This window comes from Psychrobacter sp. YP14 (genome assembly GCF_003209315.1).
GTDB lineage: Bacteria > Pseudomonadota > Gammaproteobacteria > Pseudomonadales > Moraxellaceae > Psychrobacter > Psychrobacter raelei.
In genome coordinates this window covers 1981067-1997403 of record NZ_CP029789.1, presented here as the reverse complement: position 1 = coordinate 1997403, position 16337 = coordinate 1981067, and the positions used below count along the sequence as shown (strand labels likewise).

At 44.2% G+C, this 16337-nt stretch carries 13 protein-coding genes; 4 read left to right on the top strand and 9 right to left on the bottom strand.

Going from position 1 to position 16337, the window contains the following annotated elements; genetic code table 11:
- Nucleotides 1–65: 65 nt before the first annotated feature.
- Entirely contained in the window at nucleotides 66–509 is a 444-nt protein-coding gene (locus tag DLE54_RS08185; protein ID WP_041773755.1) for an MCR_0457 family protein, read from the bottom strand.
- A gap of 754 nt (nucleotides 510–1263) precedes the next feature.
- Between DLE54_RS08185 and DLE54_RS08180 the strand changes: the two genes are divergently transcribed.
- Complete coding sequence (locus tag DLE54_RS08180; protein ID WP_110816826.1) at nucleotides 1264–2082, top strand: M23 family metallopeptidase; 819 nt, start codon at nucleotides 1264–1266, stop codon at nucleotides 2080–2082.
- A gap of 172 nt (nucleotides 2083–2254) precedes the next feature.
- On the opposite strand, the gene DLE54_RS08175 is transcribed toward DLE54_RS08180, so the two are convergent.
- A complete protein-coding gene (locus DLE54_RS08175; protein WP_227535061.1) occupies nucleotides 2255–3739 on the bottom strand; it encodes a peptidylprolyl isomerase in 1485 nt (494 codons plus the stop codon).
- Nucleotides 3740–3864: 125 nt separating this feature from the next.
- Nucleotides 3865–7248: an LPS assembly protein LptD gene (gene lptD, locus DLE54_RS08170; RefSeq protein ID WP_110816825.1), complete on the bottom strand. Its 3384-nt coding sequence runs from the start codon at nucleotides 7246–7248 to the stop codon at nucleotides 3865–3867.
- Nucleotides 7249–7636: 388 nt separating this feature from the next.
- On the opposite strand from lptD, the gene DLE54_RS08165 reads away from it, so the two are divergent.
- Both DLE54_RS08165 and murU read left to right on the top strand, forming a co-directional pair.
- Nucleotides 7637–8791 (top strand): aminoglycoside phosphotransferase family protein, encoded by a 1155-nt coding sequence (locus tag DLE54_RS08165; protein ID WP_110816824.1) that lies wholly within the window; start codon nucleotides 7637–7639, stop codon nucleotides 8789–8791.
- A 74-nt stretch (nucleotides 8792–8865) separates the two neighbouring features.
- On the top strand, nucleotides 8866–9606 hold the full coding sequence (gene murU, locus DLE54_RS08160) for an N-acetylmuramate alpha-1-phosphate uridylyltransferase MurU (protein WP_227535059.1): 741 nt from the start codon (nucleotides 8866–8868) through the stop codon (nucleotides 9604–9606).
- Here murU and DLE54_RS08155 read toward each other — a convergent pair.
- The gene (locus tag DLE54_RS08155) at nucleotides 9581–10366 is read right to left on the bottom strand and encodes a hypothetical protein (protein WP_110816822.1); all 786 of its coding nucleotides are present in this window, start codon (nucleotides 10364–10366) and stop codon (nucleotides 9581–9583) included. The two genes, murU and DLE54_RS08155, sit on opposite strands and share 26 nt — an antisense overlap.
- 355 nt (nucleotides 10367–10721) lie before the next feature.
- Between DLE54_RS08155 and ttcA the strand changes: the two genes are divergently transcribed.
- Nucleotides 10722–11747 (top strand): tRNA 2-thiocytidine(32) synthetase TtcA, encoded by a 1026-nt coding sequence (gene ttcA / locus DLE54_RS08150; RefSeq protein ID WP_413775375.1) that lies wholly within the window; start codon nucleotides 10722–10724, stop codon nucleotides 11745–11747.
- Nucleotides 11748–11862: 115 nt separating this feature from the next.
- Here the strand turns inward: ttcA and DLE54_RS08145 are convergent, their stop codons facing one another.
- The 5 genes from DLE54_RS08145 to ccoO all read right to left on the bottom strand — a co-directional run bounded on the left by DLE54_RS08145 (nucleotide 11863) and on the right by ccoO (nucleotide 16320).
- Nucleotides 11863–12450: a FixH family protein gene (locus tag DLE54_RS08145; RefSeq protein WP_011960966.1), complete on the bottom strand. Its 588-nt coding sequence runs from the start codon at nucleotides 12448–12450 to the stop codon at nucleotides 11863–11865.
- 140 nt (nucleotides 12451–12590) lie between these two features.
- Nucleotides 12591–13997 (bottom strand): cytochrome c oxidase accessory protein CcoG, encoded by a 1407-nt coding sequence (gene ccoG, locus DLE54_RS08140; RefSeq protein WP_011960965.1) that lies wholly within the window; start codon nucleotides 13995–13997, stop codon nucleotides 12591–12593.
- Nucleotides 13998–14384: 387 nt separating this feature from the next.
- A complete protein-coding gene (gene ccoP / locus DLE54_RS08135) occupies nucleotides 14385–15503 on the bottom strand; it encodes a cytochrome-c oxidase, cbb3-type subunit III (RefSeq protein WP_110816820.1) in 1119 nt (372 codons plus the stop codon).
- On the bottom strand, nucleotides 15500–15682 hold the full coding sequence (locus tag DLE54_RS08130) for a cbb3-type cytochrome oxidase subunit 3 (protein ID WP_110816819.1): 183 nt from the start codon (nucleotides 15680–15682) through the stop codon (nucleotides 15500–15502). The genes ccoP and DLE54_RS08130 overlap by 4 nt, the downstream gene beginning before the upstream one ends.
- Nucleotides 15682–16320, bottom strand: coding sequence for a cytochrome-c oxidase, cbb3-type subunit II (gene ccoO / locus DLE54_RS08125; protein ID WP_011960962.1), 639 nt, complete (start codon nucleotides 16318–16320; stop codon nucleotides 15682–15684). The genes DLE54_RS08130 and ccoO overlap by 1 nt, the downstream gene beginning before the upstream one ends.
- Between the last annotated feature and the right edge of the window lie 17 nt (nucleotides 16321–16337).

Below are 16337 nucleotides of genomic sequence, written 5' to 3'. Positions count from 1 at the left end.
TAATTTATCGACCCTTTTTTTATGTGCTATGTAGTGTTATGTGGCTATGTATTTTAGGTGATTGGCTAAAAGCGAGTATTGGCCAAGTCTTTACAAAGTGCTAAGTTCTCATCACGTGAATAACTCAATGTCCAGTCGCGCATACTTGATAAAATGGCTTTGTAATCTTGCTGCGTAGATAAATATTGAATTGCTGCTTTTGGATTTTTAATAGACGGCAGCATTTGTTTTAATTGATTGTTATAGGTTCTACGAAAGTTAGTTTGCTGCTGGCGATTTAACATAGGCGGGCACACCTCAGATAATACTTGTAAGACGGCAATTTCATGCTTAGTGGCATTAGCACCGGTTAAATCTACAGGGATAGTGGTTTGAGCCGCTTGAACAAGGGCTGAGGCAAAAAAAGTAGCACTGCCTATTAACGTGGTGAAAATCAGTTTGCGTGCACTATGGGTTAATGTCTTAGATAGAGTGGTAGCACTCAAACATTGGGTCATTAGGTTTTTCATAATCTTCATCATCATCTTATTAAGTGATAAGGCATATGTATCAACTTAAGTGTCAAAAATTGATTGTAGAATAAAGTAAACATTGAAAACAATTGGGTCAAATTTAGCGCGCCACTTAACGTTTATTTTGATAGGTCTATTTTATAGTTTTAGTTTTGATCACGTTATCGCTTTAATGACCAACGGGGCGTCAGCCATAAGTCTATCATCTATAGCTATTATCACACGGTTTAAGGGGGGTGATGTTTAACAAGTGTGACCGTATTTTTTTAAAGCGTAATTTGTATTGCTGCACCGACAGTGGCTGTAATAACTCAGCTGTGGCTGATGAATTCGCTAACTATATTATGGGAGTTTCTAGTTACCCAAGGCTAATCAAGGCGATTTTATGAGTCGGTTTATGTTCCCCACCTTTTAGCTGACCTACTATAAGGCCTTAATTTATTGTAGCAGATTTAACAGCGCTAACCCTAACCTAGCCTTTACGCTATGTAAAGAATCGTTATATCCTTTGCCGGTATATTGACATAAGCAATCAAGTGATTAGGATACTCATTAGTTAGGTATATAATCAGTTATTATGATAGGGTAATGCTCTATCTAAATCATCATCTGTGGGCTTAGTGTTTGTCACAATGAGCAGGCACTTGCTTGTATTGTACACCTTGTTCTAGTTGTCCGCAGCGATAAGCGTCGGCTAATTTATGGCTGTCGCTTGCTGCTGCTATTGTAAATATTTTATAGGGAGGCAGGCATGTCTAATACCACTTTTATAGACACACAAAAAACCACGCAATCACTCAGTGTTAAACCGGCAGTAAGCTCAGTTAAGTTTAAAGGGCTAACCGTGGCAGTGTTGGGCAGCGTATTGATGTTAGCAGGCTGCGCTACTAAGCCTACCTATCAAGCTTCAGGCCCCAGCGTTCAAGTTAATGCGCGCGGTGTACCCAACTACTATCAAGTGAAATCAGGGGATACGGTCAGTCATATTGCTGCGCGCTATGGTCTAAATTATCGTCAAATTGGGGCTTTAAACCGTTTAGACAGTAAATACACCATCTATGCTGGCCAGTGGTTAAAATTGTGGGAAGGTGGTGCTGCAGCACCTGTGGTGACCAATACTCGAAACAATACCCCAGTCTATAACACGCCTGCACCCGTGACTACACCAACTACCCCAAGCTACAATGCAACCGCTACCTCAACCAAAGGCTATGGCTACCCAACTAGCAACCCAGTGGTTAAAAACTTCAATGCTACAGCAGGCGATATGGGGATGTGGTTTAGTGGCCGTATAGGAGACCCTGTGTTAGCTAGTAAGGGTGGTCAAGTACTCTATGCAGGTAATGGCTTGCCTGAGTATGGTAATCTTATTATGATTCGACATGATGATCGTTATATCACAGTGTATGCTCATAATAATGAGTTACTGGTAAAAGAGGGTGATCAAGTACAAGCCGGCCAGCGTATTGCTACCATGGGGAATTCTGGCCAGACCAATCAGGTCGGTTTGCAGTTCCAAGTTAGAGAAAATGGCACACCAATTGATCCAAGAGCAGTACTGGGGCTATAGTAGCTGTAGCTAGGCATTTTATATGTCATCAGCACCTAATGTTATTTACGGATAATAAGCCCAAAAAAAACACCCCAAGAGTCAGTGGGGTGTTTTTTTATTGTGCTATTTACTGGCCGATTACTTTGGATGTCATGGTAATTACATCCAAATTAGCTCATATCAATGCCCATTAGTCAAAGATCTGAATGTAGGCATTGGCACGCAGCTCTTGTAACCAGTCTTCTTGAGCCTGAGGTGCTAAACGTTGATATAAAGCTTCACGGGCAAGATTGCGTTTGACCGTATCGCTCACATCTTTTTCACGCGTATCTTCAACTTTTAGAATATGCCAGCCGAACTGCGACTTGAAAGGAATGGAGTAATCGCCTTTGGGAGTGCGCTTCATCATCTCTTCAAATTCAGGCACCATTTGACCTTCAGCTACCCAGTCTAAGTCCCCACCACGACCGGCTGAGCCAGGGTCATTTGAGTAAGTTGAGGCCAGCGCTGAGAAGTCGGCATCATGGCGCAGCTGCTCGTATAAGTCATTGATTTTTTGTTCTGCCAGCGCGTCACTGTTTTGTTCATCAGTTTTGATTAAGATATGACGTACTTTCCACTGCGGAATAATCATGTTGTCATTATTGCGCTTGTCGACCAGCTTCACCACATCAATACCTTCTGGGGTGATCTGTGGCTCAGTCACTTGACCGACATTTAATGGCGTGATTTGTTTGGCGATATCTGTGGGTAGGCCAGAGGCTTCATGATAGCCCATATCCCCGCCTTGTACTGGCGCTACGTAGTTTTTGGCAATCCCTGCTGATAGCTCATCTAAGACAGACTGAGCATCATCTGTATTCATTAATAAATTTTTGGCTTGTTGAGCGATTTGCAGTGCCGTTTGTTTTTCGCTTTCGGTAATGCGGTTGTAATCATCGCTAAAGGGAATTCGAATGTGGATGGTACGGTACTCTGCGCTTTGTAACCGCTGAGCTTCTGGTGAGGCCAAAAAGGCATCAATGTCTTGCTCAGTGATACGCACACGGTTGGCAACTTGGCTTTGTTGTAGGGCTTTTAAAGATTCCTCTTCAATGACTTGAGCGCGCAAGCTTGCATAGCTGCCAGGCTGTTTGGAATCTAGTGTTTGCTGTAATTGTGATAAGGAGGTTAGGCCTTGAGACTGTGCAAAACGGGCCAAGCTTTGGTTAACCACATCGGCATCAGGACGGATACCTGCTCTTTTGACCATATCTAGCTGCAACTGGCGTAAAATCAAACTGTTTAATACATCATTTTGTAGACGCTGTGCACTGGGAGCAGGCTGTCCACTGGCTTGAATACGGGCTTGCGCTGTGGCCATCGCTGAAACCAGCTGGCTTTTTAAAATAGGGGTGTCGTTAACCAGGGCAATCATGCCATTGGTGCTTTCACGGACTGAGACAGGGGTGTTGGCTGAGGCAGTACTGGTAGCAATGGCAGCCGTATTTGACTCAGTTGTATCGGTTTTAGCATCGGCCGCCTGCGCAGATAAGCTTAAGGTGCCAAGCGTACCTAGTACGGTCGAAACCATTAATGTATGGGTAAGCTTTTTTAGAGCCACTGAATGCGCCGGAGTTGCTGTGATATTGCGAGCATTTTTAATTGCAAGTCGCGAAGTAGTGAGTACTGTCATAAGGAGCCTGTTTTTAGCCTGAGTATGGGTATTTTACTGTAAAAAATGGATTAACTATCAATAAGGGTTGCACTAGGATATCATTAATTTTAAGCACAAAAGTTTCGCTTTTGTCACCGATTAGATTACTTTTTCCAAAGTGTGTCTACCGGCTCATAACCAAGTATTTTATCGTTGAGGTGCTTACTTAATCGACTGCTTCTATCGCCAAAGCCATTGATTCTAAACTCAGCCATGATAGCGCGTGTCGGCTTGTCATCTAAGTTTAAATCATTATAGTAACTGCGGCCATAAATTGAAAATCCATAGCAGCAGTCCTCATAATCTAAGCCTAAAGTGGCATCGATAAACTTGTTGTTACGGCTGTCGTATTGACCTTGGCCGAGTACGCGCCAGCTGTCATTAATAGGCACAATAGCAGCGGCCGTTAAGGCAGAAAGCTCAGATTGGTTGGTGAGGCGATCTTCTTTGCGCTCTATCACCCCAAAATTCACCAAACTATTGGGTGTGGGGTTATAACGCACCTGACTGGCGATATAGTTTAGGTTGTTATTTGAGTCCAGTGCGCCGTTGAAGTCAAACCATAGGTTGCGATAAGGCTGTACACTTGAGCGCCATGCCACCCCAGTTGAGTGTGAGTCATAGCCAGCGTCCTCTGAGTCTAGCAAGACTTTTGGCTTACTCAAAAAGAACTGATCACCAATACCACCGTCGAAGCGGGTAACCCCCATCGAGTCGATATAGCGATAATTTAGGCCCACAGCGACGTTATTGTTGTCTGAGATACGGTCATGACCTAAAAACCAACTGTCTGCAAATAATTGATCATAATCAATTGAGGCAAAACGAGTATCAAAGTTAGGAATAGCGCTTTGGTCTTCAAAAGGTGAGTAGCTGTATTTCACCCGAGGGGTTAGCAGCTGATAGCCGCCCATGGTGTTATCAAACCAACCAAAGGGGGAGCCTGCCTGATAAAAATTCAAACCTGAATCTATACTAAATTTAGGCACAAAAGCAGATTGATCGTTATCATCTTTAGACACATTGTTCTCTAGGCGGCTTTCTTCATCAAAAGCGGCGTACAAGTGCTGCAAGCTTACCTTGGGTGTCACATAACCCCAAGTTTTTTCGATCGGGTAGCTGGCATTGATCTCGTTATAAACGCGCACACCACTTTTTTCATTCTCTGAGCCGTCATCAATCGATTTTTTGAAGTAGGCGGAGTCATGCACGCCAGTAATGACAAACTTATCTAAGGCATTATTCAAAGTAGGTAAGCGATAATCCACTGTCAATTGCGGCAGACGAGAATAGGGCTTGTCTTTGTCTTGAATGATATTACCGTTGACATCAGTGGCTTCTAAGCTTTGAAAAGTTTCTACCTTGAGCTGCGCATTAATATAGTCATCATAATAATTGACACGGCCACGTCTGGGCAGGTTAAGACGATTTTCTACCAAACCATAATCATCAAAGTCATTGAGATAATCGGGGTCAGATACATAGCTGTAGACGGCATCAGCATTTAATCTAGGAATGGTTTTTGAAGCCCATTGATGCTGATAAAACACGCCAGTACGGTCTTCATCGTCATACTTTTTATCCTTGGGCATATAAGCGGTGGTCAGCTGACCTTGACCATAATCCTCGGTAAGATAACGAAATTCACCGGTTAACATGGGGTTACGGTTACTGTAAATGTCGGTGGTAACCGTCGCATCATAATTTGGCGCTAAGTTTAGGTAATAGGGCACACTAAGCTTTAGGCCGCTGTCACTATCGATGCGGGCATTCGGGGTTAATAAGCCGCTGCTGCGTCTGTCATCAACTGGGAAGTTAAAGTAAGGCAGATACAACACCGGTACTTTACCTAAGCGGAAAGTGGCGTTATAAGCTTCACCGCGGCCGGTTTCGGTGTTGATATCAATGTTTTGTGCTTCAATCTGCCACTTACGGTTGGCAGGTGGGCAGGTTGAGAACATCACCTTTTCAAGCTCGTAATGCGTATTATCCGGCTTATTGAGTCGCTTGGCATAGCCGTGTGCTTGCATGGGGACGCTGGCAAAAGCCACATCATAGGCTGTGGCGGCACTGTTATTGGTGTTATAAGCCAGCTCATCTGCCACCACTATCATGCCTGAACCATCTGTGGCATTTGCATCTTGATTGATGGCCAGTTTTTCAAGACTGGTGGGCTGATTTTTGGGGTTGCTTGGGCCTGATTCCGCTAATAACACCCCACCTTTGGCACCGGCGATACCGGTATTTAAGTCAAGCGCGATTTGGTCGGCGCTGACCATCTTGCCATCTTGCATCACCTCAACGTTACCGGCCAGCTCCACATAAGTGGTGTTGTCATAGTAAGCATAATCGGACTGAGCATATAAGGGTAGGCCGTTGGCTAAAGACAGCCCATCTTGCTGCTGCGATCTTTGAATGGCCTGTTGGTAATTGGCATCGGCGCCAGCACTACTAGGTGTCACCCAGACGCCCTCACAGCGATACGCTGAAGCGCCGTCAGATTGGCTGTTGAAGATTTGCGGAGCAGCAACGGGTGCCATGGCCTGTGCTTCAATAACACTGCCACTTTGGCCTTGCTCGACGCGCTCACGTAGCTCTTCTGCTTGTAATTGATAAAACTGCGCCAAACGCTCTAAGCTTTTTTGTACGCTGTCGTCTTTGAAGCTTGCTGCCAGATTCTTTGATTCATCTACCCGCTTACCGATACTGGAGGCTTGCTTATTTTTATTGATGGCAGCTTGGCCACTGCTTTGCTTGGCACTATTGGGGGTAGCGCCAGCAGGGGTGCTTGGGACAGTTGGTGCCCGTAGATCAGCGTTAGCTTGGGGCACAGGATTAGTTTTAGGCGCAGAATTATTTGTGGCAGTAGGGAGGCCGTCATCAGCGCTTTTTACTTGAATGTAGTCATCTTCAGAGGAGTTGACCTTGGCGATACTGGCGTTAGCGCTTTGGGTCACCCTCGCTTGATTGGCCTTGGTGTGATTGGCAACAAAGTCTTTATTGGTGAGTGGCGCTTTATTAAAAAAGGCAGGCTGCGGCTCACTCTCAAGCCCCACGGCTTGCAAAGCTTCAGTACTGGCACTGTTCGCTGCGGCAGTAAGCGGAGCTGCTGGCAAATCTACGCTAGCTTCTGTTACAGCTTTATTGACAGTGGTAGGGCGGACTGCTGCAGAGGTTTGCTTGTTAGCTGCAGTGCCTGTTGTCGTATCTGTTTTCGTATCTAGGCGTTTGTAAGTTTTGGTTGAGGCATCAGTTAAAGTCGCCACTTCTACAAAAGTTGACGCTTGAGATACGCTGGCAGTAGGCACCGCTTTAACCGATTGTACAGACGAGTCGGGCTGGGCCTGCGGGCTAATGATAGCACCGTAAGCACTGGGCACGCTAATCAACAGCGGTAAGCTGAAGGCTAAGCGGGTGGTCGTATGCGGACGGCGTGAAAAATCACGGCAAGCACGCAAAATACTGCTATAGAGTTGCGAGTACAGCAAGAGATTACCTTATTATATTGAGTTAAAAAATATATTTTAGCCTAACCGGTATTTACTAAGCTGCAAATAGGCCAGCAGAATCTATCTTACATCAATTTAGCATTAACCATGTTTATGGTGTAATGTACCAAAACCTGTGGCTATTATATAGGCTTGCGCTGCTATAGTGATGATATAAATTTGCAATATCTTATCATAGTCAAAAAAAGGCAAATCAGCTACACTATATGCTTTAAATTTTGCCATTGATTATCAGCACAGGCTCATTGACTGATTATTCTAGTCACAAGGCCCCAAAAAATACCAGTGAAGACGTGTTAGAAGGCAGCGTATTGTGCCGTCCTTCTGTTCCTTTATTATAGCCATATAGATAAAAGTCGCTTAAATTATGACAAATACCACCCCCCAGCCCGTTCAAGCTAACGCGGCAGAGATTTACCATACCCCCAAGCGCTACGAGCAGCTGAGTCAGTTTATTGCAGCGGCGTTTCCGCAGCACACCTTGCGCATCGAAAGCTTACCAGGGGATGCCAGCTTTCGCCGTTATCATAGAGTGTATTTGCAGCAAAAAGAGCAAGATTTTCAAAATGATGCGCAGCTTGATCCAAGTTATATCGTCATGGATGCACCGCCGCAATTAGAGTCTATCGAAAGCTTTGTACGTATCGATAAATTAATGGCGCCAAAAATCAACGTGCCCACCTTACTGGCTCAAGACATTGAGCAAGGCTTTTTGGTGCTACAAGATTTTGGCAGTACAGAATTTGCCCATTTGATTGCCGAGGCCAAAGTAAAGCAGGACACAGGCCGTATCGACGAGCTGTATCGCTGGGCCATTGACAGCTTATTGCAGCTACAGACTTTGGATGTGGCCAAGGCCAAACAAGACTTTAACGTGGCTGATTATGATGCGGCAACTTTAGCGCGTGAAATGACTTTATTTAGTGACTGGTTCTTACCTTATATAGAGGTGACGTTAGATGAGCCTACACACGCTTTATGGCAGCAGTTTACAGATGGGCTGATTGAGCAGTTACTACAGCATCCTAATGTCGTGGTGCACAGAGACTATCACAGCCGCAACCTGATGCAAGATCAGTATCACAGCAAGAATCTTGGGGTGATTGACTTTCAAGATGCTTTAATTGGTAGCTATGCTTATGACTTGGTGTCTTTGGTACGTGATGCCTATGTGGATTGGAGCGAAGAGCAGGTAGCGGGCTGGATTGAATATTATTGGCAGCAGTGCCAGCAGATGGGGTTGCCCTGTGCCGCTGAGCTTACCCATTTTACCGCACAAGTAAATTTGATGGGCTTACAGCGCCATCTAAAAGTGCTCGGTATCTTTATTCGCTTGGCTCAGCGTGATGGCAAAACGCGTTATTTGTCTGATATTCCTAAAGTTTGGCAAGATTTAGTCGTTGAGCTTGACTGGCTGTCTCAACATGCTGATGCTCAAATTCAAGAAATGGTTGCGCCGTTTGCCACGTGGCTACAGCAACAGATTGCGCCTAAATTTAAGCAAAAGTTTGGTGAAAAATAAGTCAAGTTGCGGCAATAAAAAAGCCACTTTTAACACTACCCACAAGTATAAGGTTCACAATGAGTACTGTGCAGATGTCTCAAACTCCTCATATTACCCAAGCTATGATCTTGGCTGCAGGTAAAGGCACTCGGCTGCGTCCTTTAACCTTGACCACGCCTAAACCCTTGGTTGAGGTGGGTGGTCAGCCTTTGATTGTATGGCATATTAAGGCTCTAAAAGCGGCAGGTATCACTGATATTGCCATTAATACCTCTTGGTTGTCAGACAAGCTGATGTCAGCTTTGGGCAATGGTGAACAATATGGGGTCACCATTCACTGGTCGGTAGAAGAGGGTGAGCCTTTAGAAACAGCCGGCGGTATCGCCAAAGCGCTAAGAGAGGGAGCGTTACGATCTGAGCCTTTTATCTTGATTAATGGTGATGTGTGGAGCGATTATGACTTATCTGGCCTGACTGAGTATCAGTTGACAGCCGATCAACGCGCACACTTATTGATGATTGATAACCCTGTGCATAATCTTAAAGGTGACTTTGCTATTAATAATGGGCTGGCCGGCGAGCACGCGGTCGAAGGTGCTGATAAGTATACCTTTGCGGGTATCAGTGTGGTTTCGCCGACCTTGGTACAAGGTATCGCTGAAGGTCAGGTGGCAGCATTAGCACCTTTATTAAAAAAAGCCACGCTCGGATTTCAAGTGACTGCTGAGGTGATGCAGGCCAATTGGGTAGATGTGGGCACAGCGGAGCGCTTAGACGATATCAACCAAAATCTACAGATACAAGGCACTACTCATCACCCCGGTCGTCCTTAGTCGCGGCTGGATTTTGCTCAGTTGAACTGAGCTGAATATTTTTGGCTCTAAGATAGGCAGCTTTGCTTGCCTGTTGCTGCGCGTCAATCTCTTTTAGTTTTTGTTCTTTTACCTCATCGACCATCCGGCCTAATTTGTCATTGAGCGCCTCTACTTCTTGAGCAGTACTCTTAAATCCTTTTTCCTCAGCCAAGCCATGGGCTTCTGCTTGTGGCAAATCTCGAGACAATAACAGCTGATCGCTGGCGCTACTGGTATTTTTTTCTAGATAGGGTGGCTCAGAGCTTGCGCTGCTATATGTCGCAGTGGTATTGGTATTGGCATTATCTATTTGAGAGGTTTTGTTGGCTTTAGCTTGAAGCGCAGGGCTGGTAGAGTCTGTGTTTGTATTGCTTGACGCCTTGTCAATATTAGAGGCGCTATTGCCTTGACTTGCGCCAGATTGAGCACTGTCCGTATCTTGGTCGGCTTGCTTATTCTGTGCTTGATCGCCTGCCTTATCAGTGCTCTGTGTGGTCTTTTCAATGATTGTTGTGTCACTTAAAGTGGTTAATACCTCAGTATCATTTAATAGCTCATCGTCATTAACTAAAGCTGCCTCCACATTGGTTGTAGGCGTTGATACTAAGCTGTCATCTGCTGTAATGACAGTTTGTTTTTGGCTATTCATGACCACCGCAATGAGTATCAGATGAATGACAACGGCCAAGCTAATAGCCGGCAGCCATTTTTTAAACTTATCGAACTTTTTAGCGGACATGAATGGTAAATTCCTTGTGTATGCGAGGGTTTATTCTACCGCATCTTAATGATATTTGACTTAATTTGTCGTATGGAGCGCTTTGTTAGCCAAAAACAGTAGTCTTTTTGATGTGCTTTGCATAAGTTACTCATAAAAAGACATGTTTGATATTTAACCAGAACCTATGCCATATTAAAATGCAATGCCGCACTAAAATCCAATCAAACAAGCGCAAAAACCACCAATTTGATATAATCCCACCTTAAATACAGACAGCGAATAGCGATCGATTATGCAAACTAATTTTTCACAGCCACAAACCTTTAATCCTGCTGATATAACCCGTAATGTTATAGATAACAATCAAGATGACATGGTCGATAGCCTCGATAGTGACGAAGAAGACTTAGATTTAGATTTGGATCTTGAGTTATCCGATGAGCAAGAGATAGCCCATAAAGGCGTAAAGTCTGCACGCTTTAAAAAGCTACAAAAGAAGCTGCGTAAACAAGTCTCTCATGCCATCCGTGACTTCAATATGATCGAAGATGGCGATGTGGTGATGGTGTGTGTGTCAGGTGGTAAAGACAGCTATACACTGCTTGATATCTTGCTGTTTTTAAAGCGTATTGCTCCGATTAACTTCGATGTTGTCGCGGTAAACCTGGACCAAAAACAGCCGGGTTACCCCGAAGAGGTGCTACCAAATTATTTGCAGCAGCAGGGCATCCCGCACTATATTTTAGAAAAAGACACCTATAGCGTGGTAAAAAGTGTGGTGCCAGAGGGCAAGACTTATTGCTCAGCTTGCTCACGTCTGCGCCGCGGCTCTTTATACGGATTTGCCAAACAAATTGGCGCAACTAAAATTGCTTTAGGTCATCATCGTGATGATATTTTGGCTACTTTTTTCTTAAACTTATTCCATGGCGGGTCACTTAAGGCCATGCCACCGAAGCTATTAAGTGATGACAAGCAAAATGTATTGATCCGTCCTTTGGCTTATGTAGAAGAAAAAGACATTATTAAGTATGCGCGCTATAAAGAGTTTCCCATTATTCCATGCAACTTATGTGGTTCTCAGGAAAATCTGCAGCGAGCCATGATTAATGACATGCTGCGTCAATGGGATGACGCGCATCCTCAGCGTTTGGCCTCTATCTTTAAAGCGATGCAAAATGTGGCGCCATCACAGCTTGCAGATAGAGAGCTATTTGACTTTGAGAGCCTAACTCTACAAAGAGATGACTCAAAAAGAGACTTTGAGGGCCATAATATTCAAGTGGGTGTGGCCAATGAGTTGGCTGAAATTGGTCTACCCACTCAGCCTGACATCAAGCCTTTTGAGAGTGCAACAGACGCCAAAAAAATCCCGACCATTAATCCTATTATCGATTAATAAGTGGCCTGTAGTGACAGAGGAAAGGTTTTGAGCGGGTATTCATGAATATGAAAAAAGAGAGCTTGGGCTCTCTTTTTTTTGGCTAAGATTTTTGTGAAAAAACAGGGCTTGGTTATTTTTCATCAAAAGAGTGCAGCGGCTGAAAGCTAATCTCAGCTTGGGGTAATTTGCCGACTTCTCTTAAGCGCCAGTTTAATTTGCCCTCGTTACTGACTTGGACATAGTACTTCGACTCTAGACCATCAAGATCAATGTGCGAGGTATATTTGTTGCCTTGAGTGTGGGTTAGCACACCATCTCTGTCTTTGCTAATGTCGGTAGCATGAGAGATGGATAGGTTGAGTTTTTTGGGATAATAAAGTGGGGTGCCATCATGCAGTTTGCCTGACTTTAGGCTATCACTTGGGTAGTGTAGGGTGAAGGTAACCGTACCATCTTTATCAAAAATCATATCACCACTTAAGTCTAAGTCATGAGCCAGCTTATCGCGAGAGACATCCTGATATAAGGTTTTACCATCCATATACCAGTCATCACGAACCACTGTGTCTTTGATTTGTACTGAGTAATACACAAACCACAAACAGGCCACTACGACAAACAATGGCAAGCCAATCACAAAAACGAGGACCATGTAGTTCTTATACCAAGGCTGAGTATCTTGATGCCCAAACTTGACAGGAGACGTGGATTTTTTCATAGCACAACCTTAATCCATATACATAAAAATAAAGTGCCAACCCATAAGCACAAAGCCTATAAAGCTGGCGATTTTTAGCGACTAGCTCAGCTACTGAGAGCTGAGCGGCGCTGTTTTAATTTAACAATGTTATTGGCTGTCTACTTTTGACCTTGAGAGGTAAAGACGTTAGTGCGCGAAGCATGATAGTTACCATCTTTACTATCTACATTAAATACCACAGGGATCTCTTTTTGGTCGAGTACTTTAGGATCGGCCACCACACTGACTGGCATATCATAACTTTCACCGGCATCAAGAGGTAAGCTTGCAAATCGGGTCACTAAGCTTAAGCCTTCAGGGGCATCGATAGAGAGCATGTATTCGTGAGACTGCTGGGTTTTGTTAGTCACTTTAATGATATAGCTATTAACAATTTGCCCTTCAGCATTCATTGAGGATAGCTGGTTACGGTCACCACGTACATCAATTTGTAGTGGAACACGGCCAATAAGTGCATAAGCCATAACACCAACGAGTACAGATAATAACAGTAAATAGGCAAATAGTCTTGGGCGTAAATAGCGACTGGGCTCTTTTTCAACCAATTGACGCTCAGTGGTGTAGCGAATAAGCCCACGAGGATAGCCCACTTTATCCATGACCTCATTACAAGCATCGACACAAGCAGCACATTGAATACATTCGACTTGCAGACCATCGCGGATATCAATACCTGTAGGACATACTTGTACACACATCGTACAGTCGATACAGTCACCTAAGTGCTCAGGATGCGTGCCTTTTTTACGGGTTCCACGCGGTTCACCACGGTTATAATCATACGATACGATAAGCGTGTCTTTATCGAACATAACACTTTGGAAGCGGCCGTAAGGGCAGATGTGGATACACATAAACTCGCGCATATAGGCGGCATTAGCATAAGTGGCAAAGGTAAAGATAAACATCGATACCCAAACCCAACCTGGCCAATCAGGAAAAGGAATGCCCCCTAAAGACTGCCAACTGCTGTACATGACAGAAGTACCGGCCACATAACTGACAAAGGTCGTGGCGGTGAGTACTGACATCAAGAACCAAATCAGATAAATCAGCAGTTTTTTAGAGATTTTACTACCAGAGTTAGGCTCTTTATCGAACTTGATACGCTTGTTTCTATCCCCAATAACCCATTTTTCGACATGCTGAAAAAGGTGAACCCAAATGGTCTGAGGACAAGCATAACCACACCAAACGCGGCCAGCATACACAGTGACCATAAACAGGGTAAAGGCGGCAATAATGAAGAAGGCCGCCACAAAGAAGAAATCTTGTGGAAATAAGGTCAAGCCAAAAATATAGTAATGCTGGCTTGGCACGTCGAACCAGATGGCTTGGCGACCATCGTATTTTAGCCACGGTAAAATTAAAAACAATGCTAATAACGCATACATGCTAATAAGACGTATGCGCTGATAAAAACCATCAGTAAATCTGGGGTGGATGCGTTTTTTTGTGGCATCTACATCATGGACTGGGATTTTTTGGGGGGAGGGGGCTGACATAAATGTACCTCTAATATTTAGAATCATTATGCTGGCAAAAGGTAAGCAACGAGAAAGTGGATATCTCTAGAGCCTTAGATACTATTTTAACATTGATTCATAGGTTTCGCTTAAAAGCCAAATTAACTTGTTGATTGTTAATACATATGGATATAACTGATTGGGCTGGTGTGGCCGACCTTTATTATTCAGGTGACTATTATATAGTTACTCTGTTCTAAAAATACAATCAAAATGTATGTTTAAGTTGAAGGGGCAACCTATTATTTTTAGTGTCAAAGAGTGTATTAAGTTTTAAAGCGCATAAACCAATAAAGGGGGCTGTATTAACAGCCCCCTTTATGTGTTCGTCTCTGACACCAATTTAACAATTAATAAAATTGACAGCTATTTGCTAGTAGCAGCTGCAGGTGCGTTGGCTACCACGTTATTGTGAGACAGTGAATAAACATAAGCGGCCAATAGCATAATACGCTCGTTACCTAGCTTAGTTTCCCATTCAGGCATCACACCACCACGACCGTGGCGGATGGTCTCTTGGATGGTCTCGCGATCACCGCCATACAACCAGATACCGTCGGTTAGGTTAGGAGCACCAGCTGCGATGGTACCTTTAGCATCTGCACCGTGACAGATAAAACATTTTTCATCAAAAATTGCTTTACCTTGAGCCACTTTAACCGGATCAAGCTCACCTTTTTCTTGGTTTTTCGAGATTGATAACACATATTCAGCAGCAGCACGAACCCCTTGTTCACCAAGATCAGCACGCTGAGCTGGCATAGGTAGAGGCTGAGCAGGGTCAAGGTTAACATGCCAACCATTATGTAGGGTTAATAGGATGTTTTCAGGTTTGCCACCATGTAACCAATCATTATCTGTTAAGTTTGGATATCCAGGAGCACCTTGCGCTGTAGAACCATGACATACTGCACAGTTCTGTAAGAACAAACGCTCACCTGCCATTAACGCTTTTTGGTTGCCTGAAAGCTCAGTAACATAAGGTGCTAAAGCCACAATACCTGCATCAATCTGATCGTTAAGCTCAGAAGGACGCTCAGACTTAACCGGAGCTTTTACTTGCAATGCCGCAAGGCTGGCTAATTGCTTTTGGGCAGTCGGGTTAGGCAAAAAGTTAGTGTTAAAGTTGTCGGTAAAGATTTTATTGTTGGCTTCTAAATCACTATAAAGCTCGTTACGTGAGCTCCAAGGCACAGTTTTGCCCTCAACTTCTACGGTTGATAAACCGTGGAAATGGCTTGGGAAAATCGCTGGGAATAGTAGCCAATAGGCTAGTGCCCAAACAATACTACCGAAGAAAATTACCAGCCACCACTTAGGTAGCGGCTTGTCGTATTCTTGAATAACATCATCATAAGTGTGACCGGTGGTGCCGTCTTCTGCAAGATCTGGCTTATTGCGCAGAACGAAAAGGAGCACACCAAGAATGAATAGCCAGCAGCCAAAACTTAAGATGGTAATCCATGAACTCCAAAATATGCTCATTTTTTATCCTTATTGCGTGAGTTAGCGGCTAAAGAGCTGACCAGCTCATCATCCAACGCAAGCTGTGCATCTTCTTCAAAACGCTTCTTGTTATTAGGTGAATAGGCCCACCATGCAATACTGATGAAGGCAATAAATGCTGTCACAGTTGCAATAATTTGTAGGTCACTGATACTCATTAGCGTTGACCCTCCATTGCAGTACCAAGCTGCTGTAGATAAGCCACAAGAGCATCAAGCTCTGTTGCACCTAAAACTTGGTCAGGCGCATTCTCGATATCCTTTTCAGTGTAAGGTACACCAAATCGGTCACGGAATAAGCGCATTTTATCTTGTACTTTGCTGCCATCCACTTCTTGCTTAGCAAGCCATGGGAAGCCAGGCATAACTGACTCAGGCACCAATGAACGTGGGTCGATTAAGTGTTTTTTCTGCCAATCGTCAGAGTAACGTTGACCCACACGTGCTAAGTCTGGACCTGTACGCTTAGAGCCCCATAAGAATGGATGGTCCCAAGCAGATTCAGCAGCGCGAGAGTAAGGTCCGTAACGTTCCACTTCTGCACGTAAAGGACGAATCATTTGTGTGTGACACACATGACAGCCTTCACGGATATAAATGTCACGCCCCTCAAGCTCCAACGCTGTCCAAGGTTGCATAGTGGGGAGGGGTTGGTTTACCCCACCTTCTTCACCAGACTTGGTATCAAAAATTAGTGGAACGATCTCTACTAGTGTTGCAAAGCTAATTGCAATAACAATAAAGATGACCAGCAAGCCTGTGTTTTTTTCAATTATTTCATGAGCTGTACCCGCCATGATATCTCCTTAAGCGA

What these genes read in the sequence shown, in the direction of transcription:
- DLE54_RS08185 (WP_041773755.1), bottom strand. Translation starts at nt 509, where the DNA reads ATGAAAAACCTAATGACCCAATGTTTGAGTGCTACCACTCTATCTAAG.
- DLE54_RS08180 (WP_110816826.1), top strand. Translation starts at nt 1,264, where the DNA reads ATGTCTAATACCACTTTTATAGACACACAAAAAACCACGCAATCACTC.
- DLE54_RS08175 (WP_227535061.1), bottom strand. Translation starts at nt 3,739, where the DNA reads ATGACAGTACTCACTACTTCGCGACTTGCAATTAAAAATGCTCGCAAT.
- DLE54_RS08165 (WP_110816824.1), top strand. Translation starts at nt 7,637, where the DNA reads ATGACAAATACCACCCCCCAGCCCGTTCAAGCTAACGCGGCAGAGATT.
- murU (WP_227535059.1), top strand. Translation starts at nt 8,866, where the DNA reads ATGTCTCAAACTCCTCATATTACCCAAGCTATGATCTTGGCTGCAGGT.
- DLE54_RS08155 (WP_110816822.1), bottom strand. Translation starts at nt 10,366, where the DNA reads ATGTCCGCTAAAAAGTTCGATAAGTTTAAAAAATGGCTGCCGGCTATT.
- ttcA (WP_413775375.1), top strand. Translation starts at nt 10,722, where the DNA reads ATGGTCGATAGCCTCGATAGTGACGAAGAAGACTTAGATTTAGATTTG.
- DLE54_RS08145 (WP_011960966.1), bottom strand. Translation starts at nt 12,450, where the DNA reads ATGAAAAAATCCACGTCTCCTGTCAAGTTTGGGCATCAAGATACTCAG.
- ccoG (WP_011960965.1), bottom strand. Translation starts at nt 13,997, where the DNA reads ATGTCAGCCCCCTCCCCCCAAAAAATCCCAGTCCATGATGTAGATGCC.
- ccoP (WP_110816820.1), bottom strand. Translation starts at nt 15,503, where the DNA reads ATGAGCATATTTTGGAGTTCATGGATTACCATCTTAAGTTTTGGCTGC.
- DLE54_RS08130 (WP_110816819.1), bottom strand. Translation starts at nt 15,682, where the DNA reads ATGAGTATCAGTGACCTACAAATTATTGCAACTGTGACAGCATTTATT.
- ccoO (WP_011960962.1), bottom strand. Translation starts at nt 16,320, where the DNA reads ATGGCGGGTACAGCTCATGAAATAATTGAAAAAAACACAGGCTTGCTG.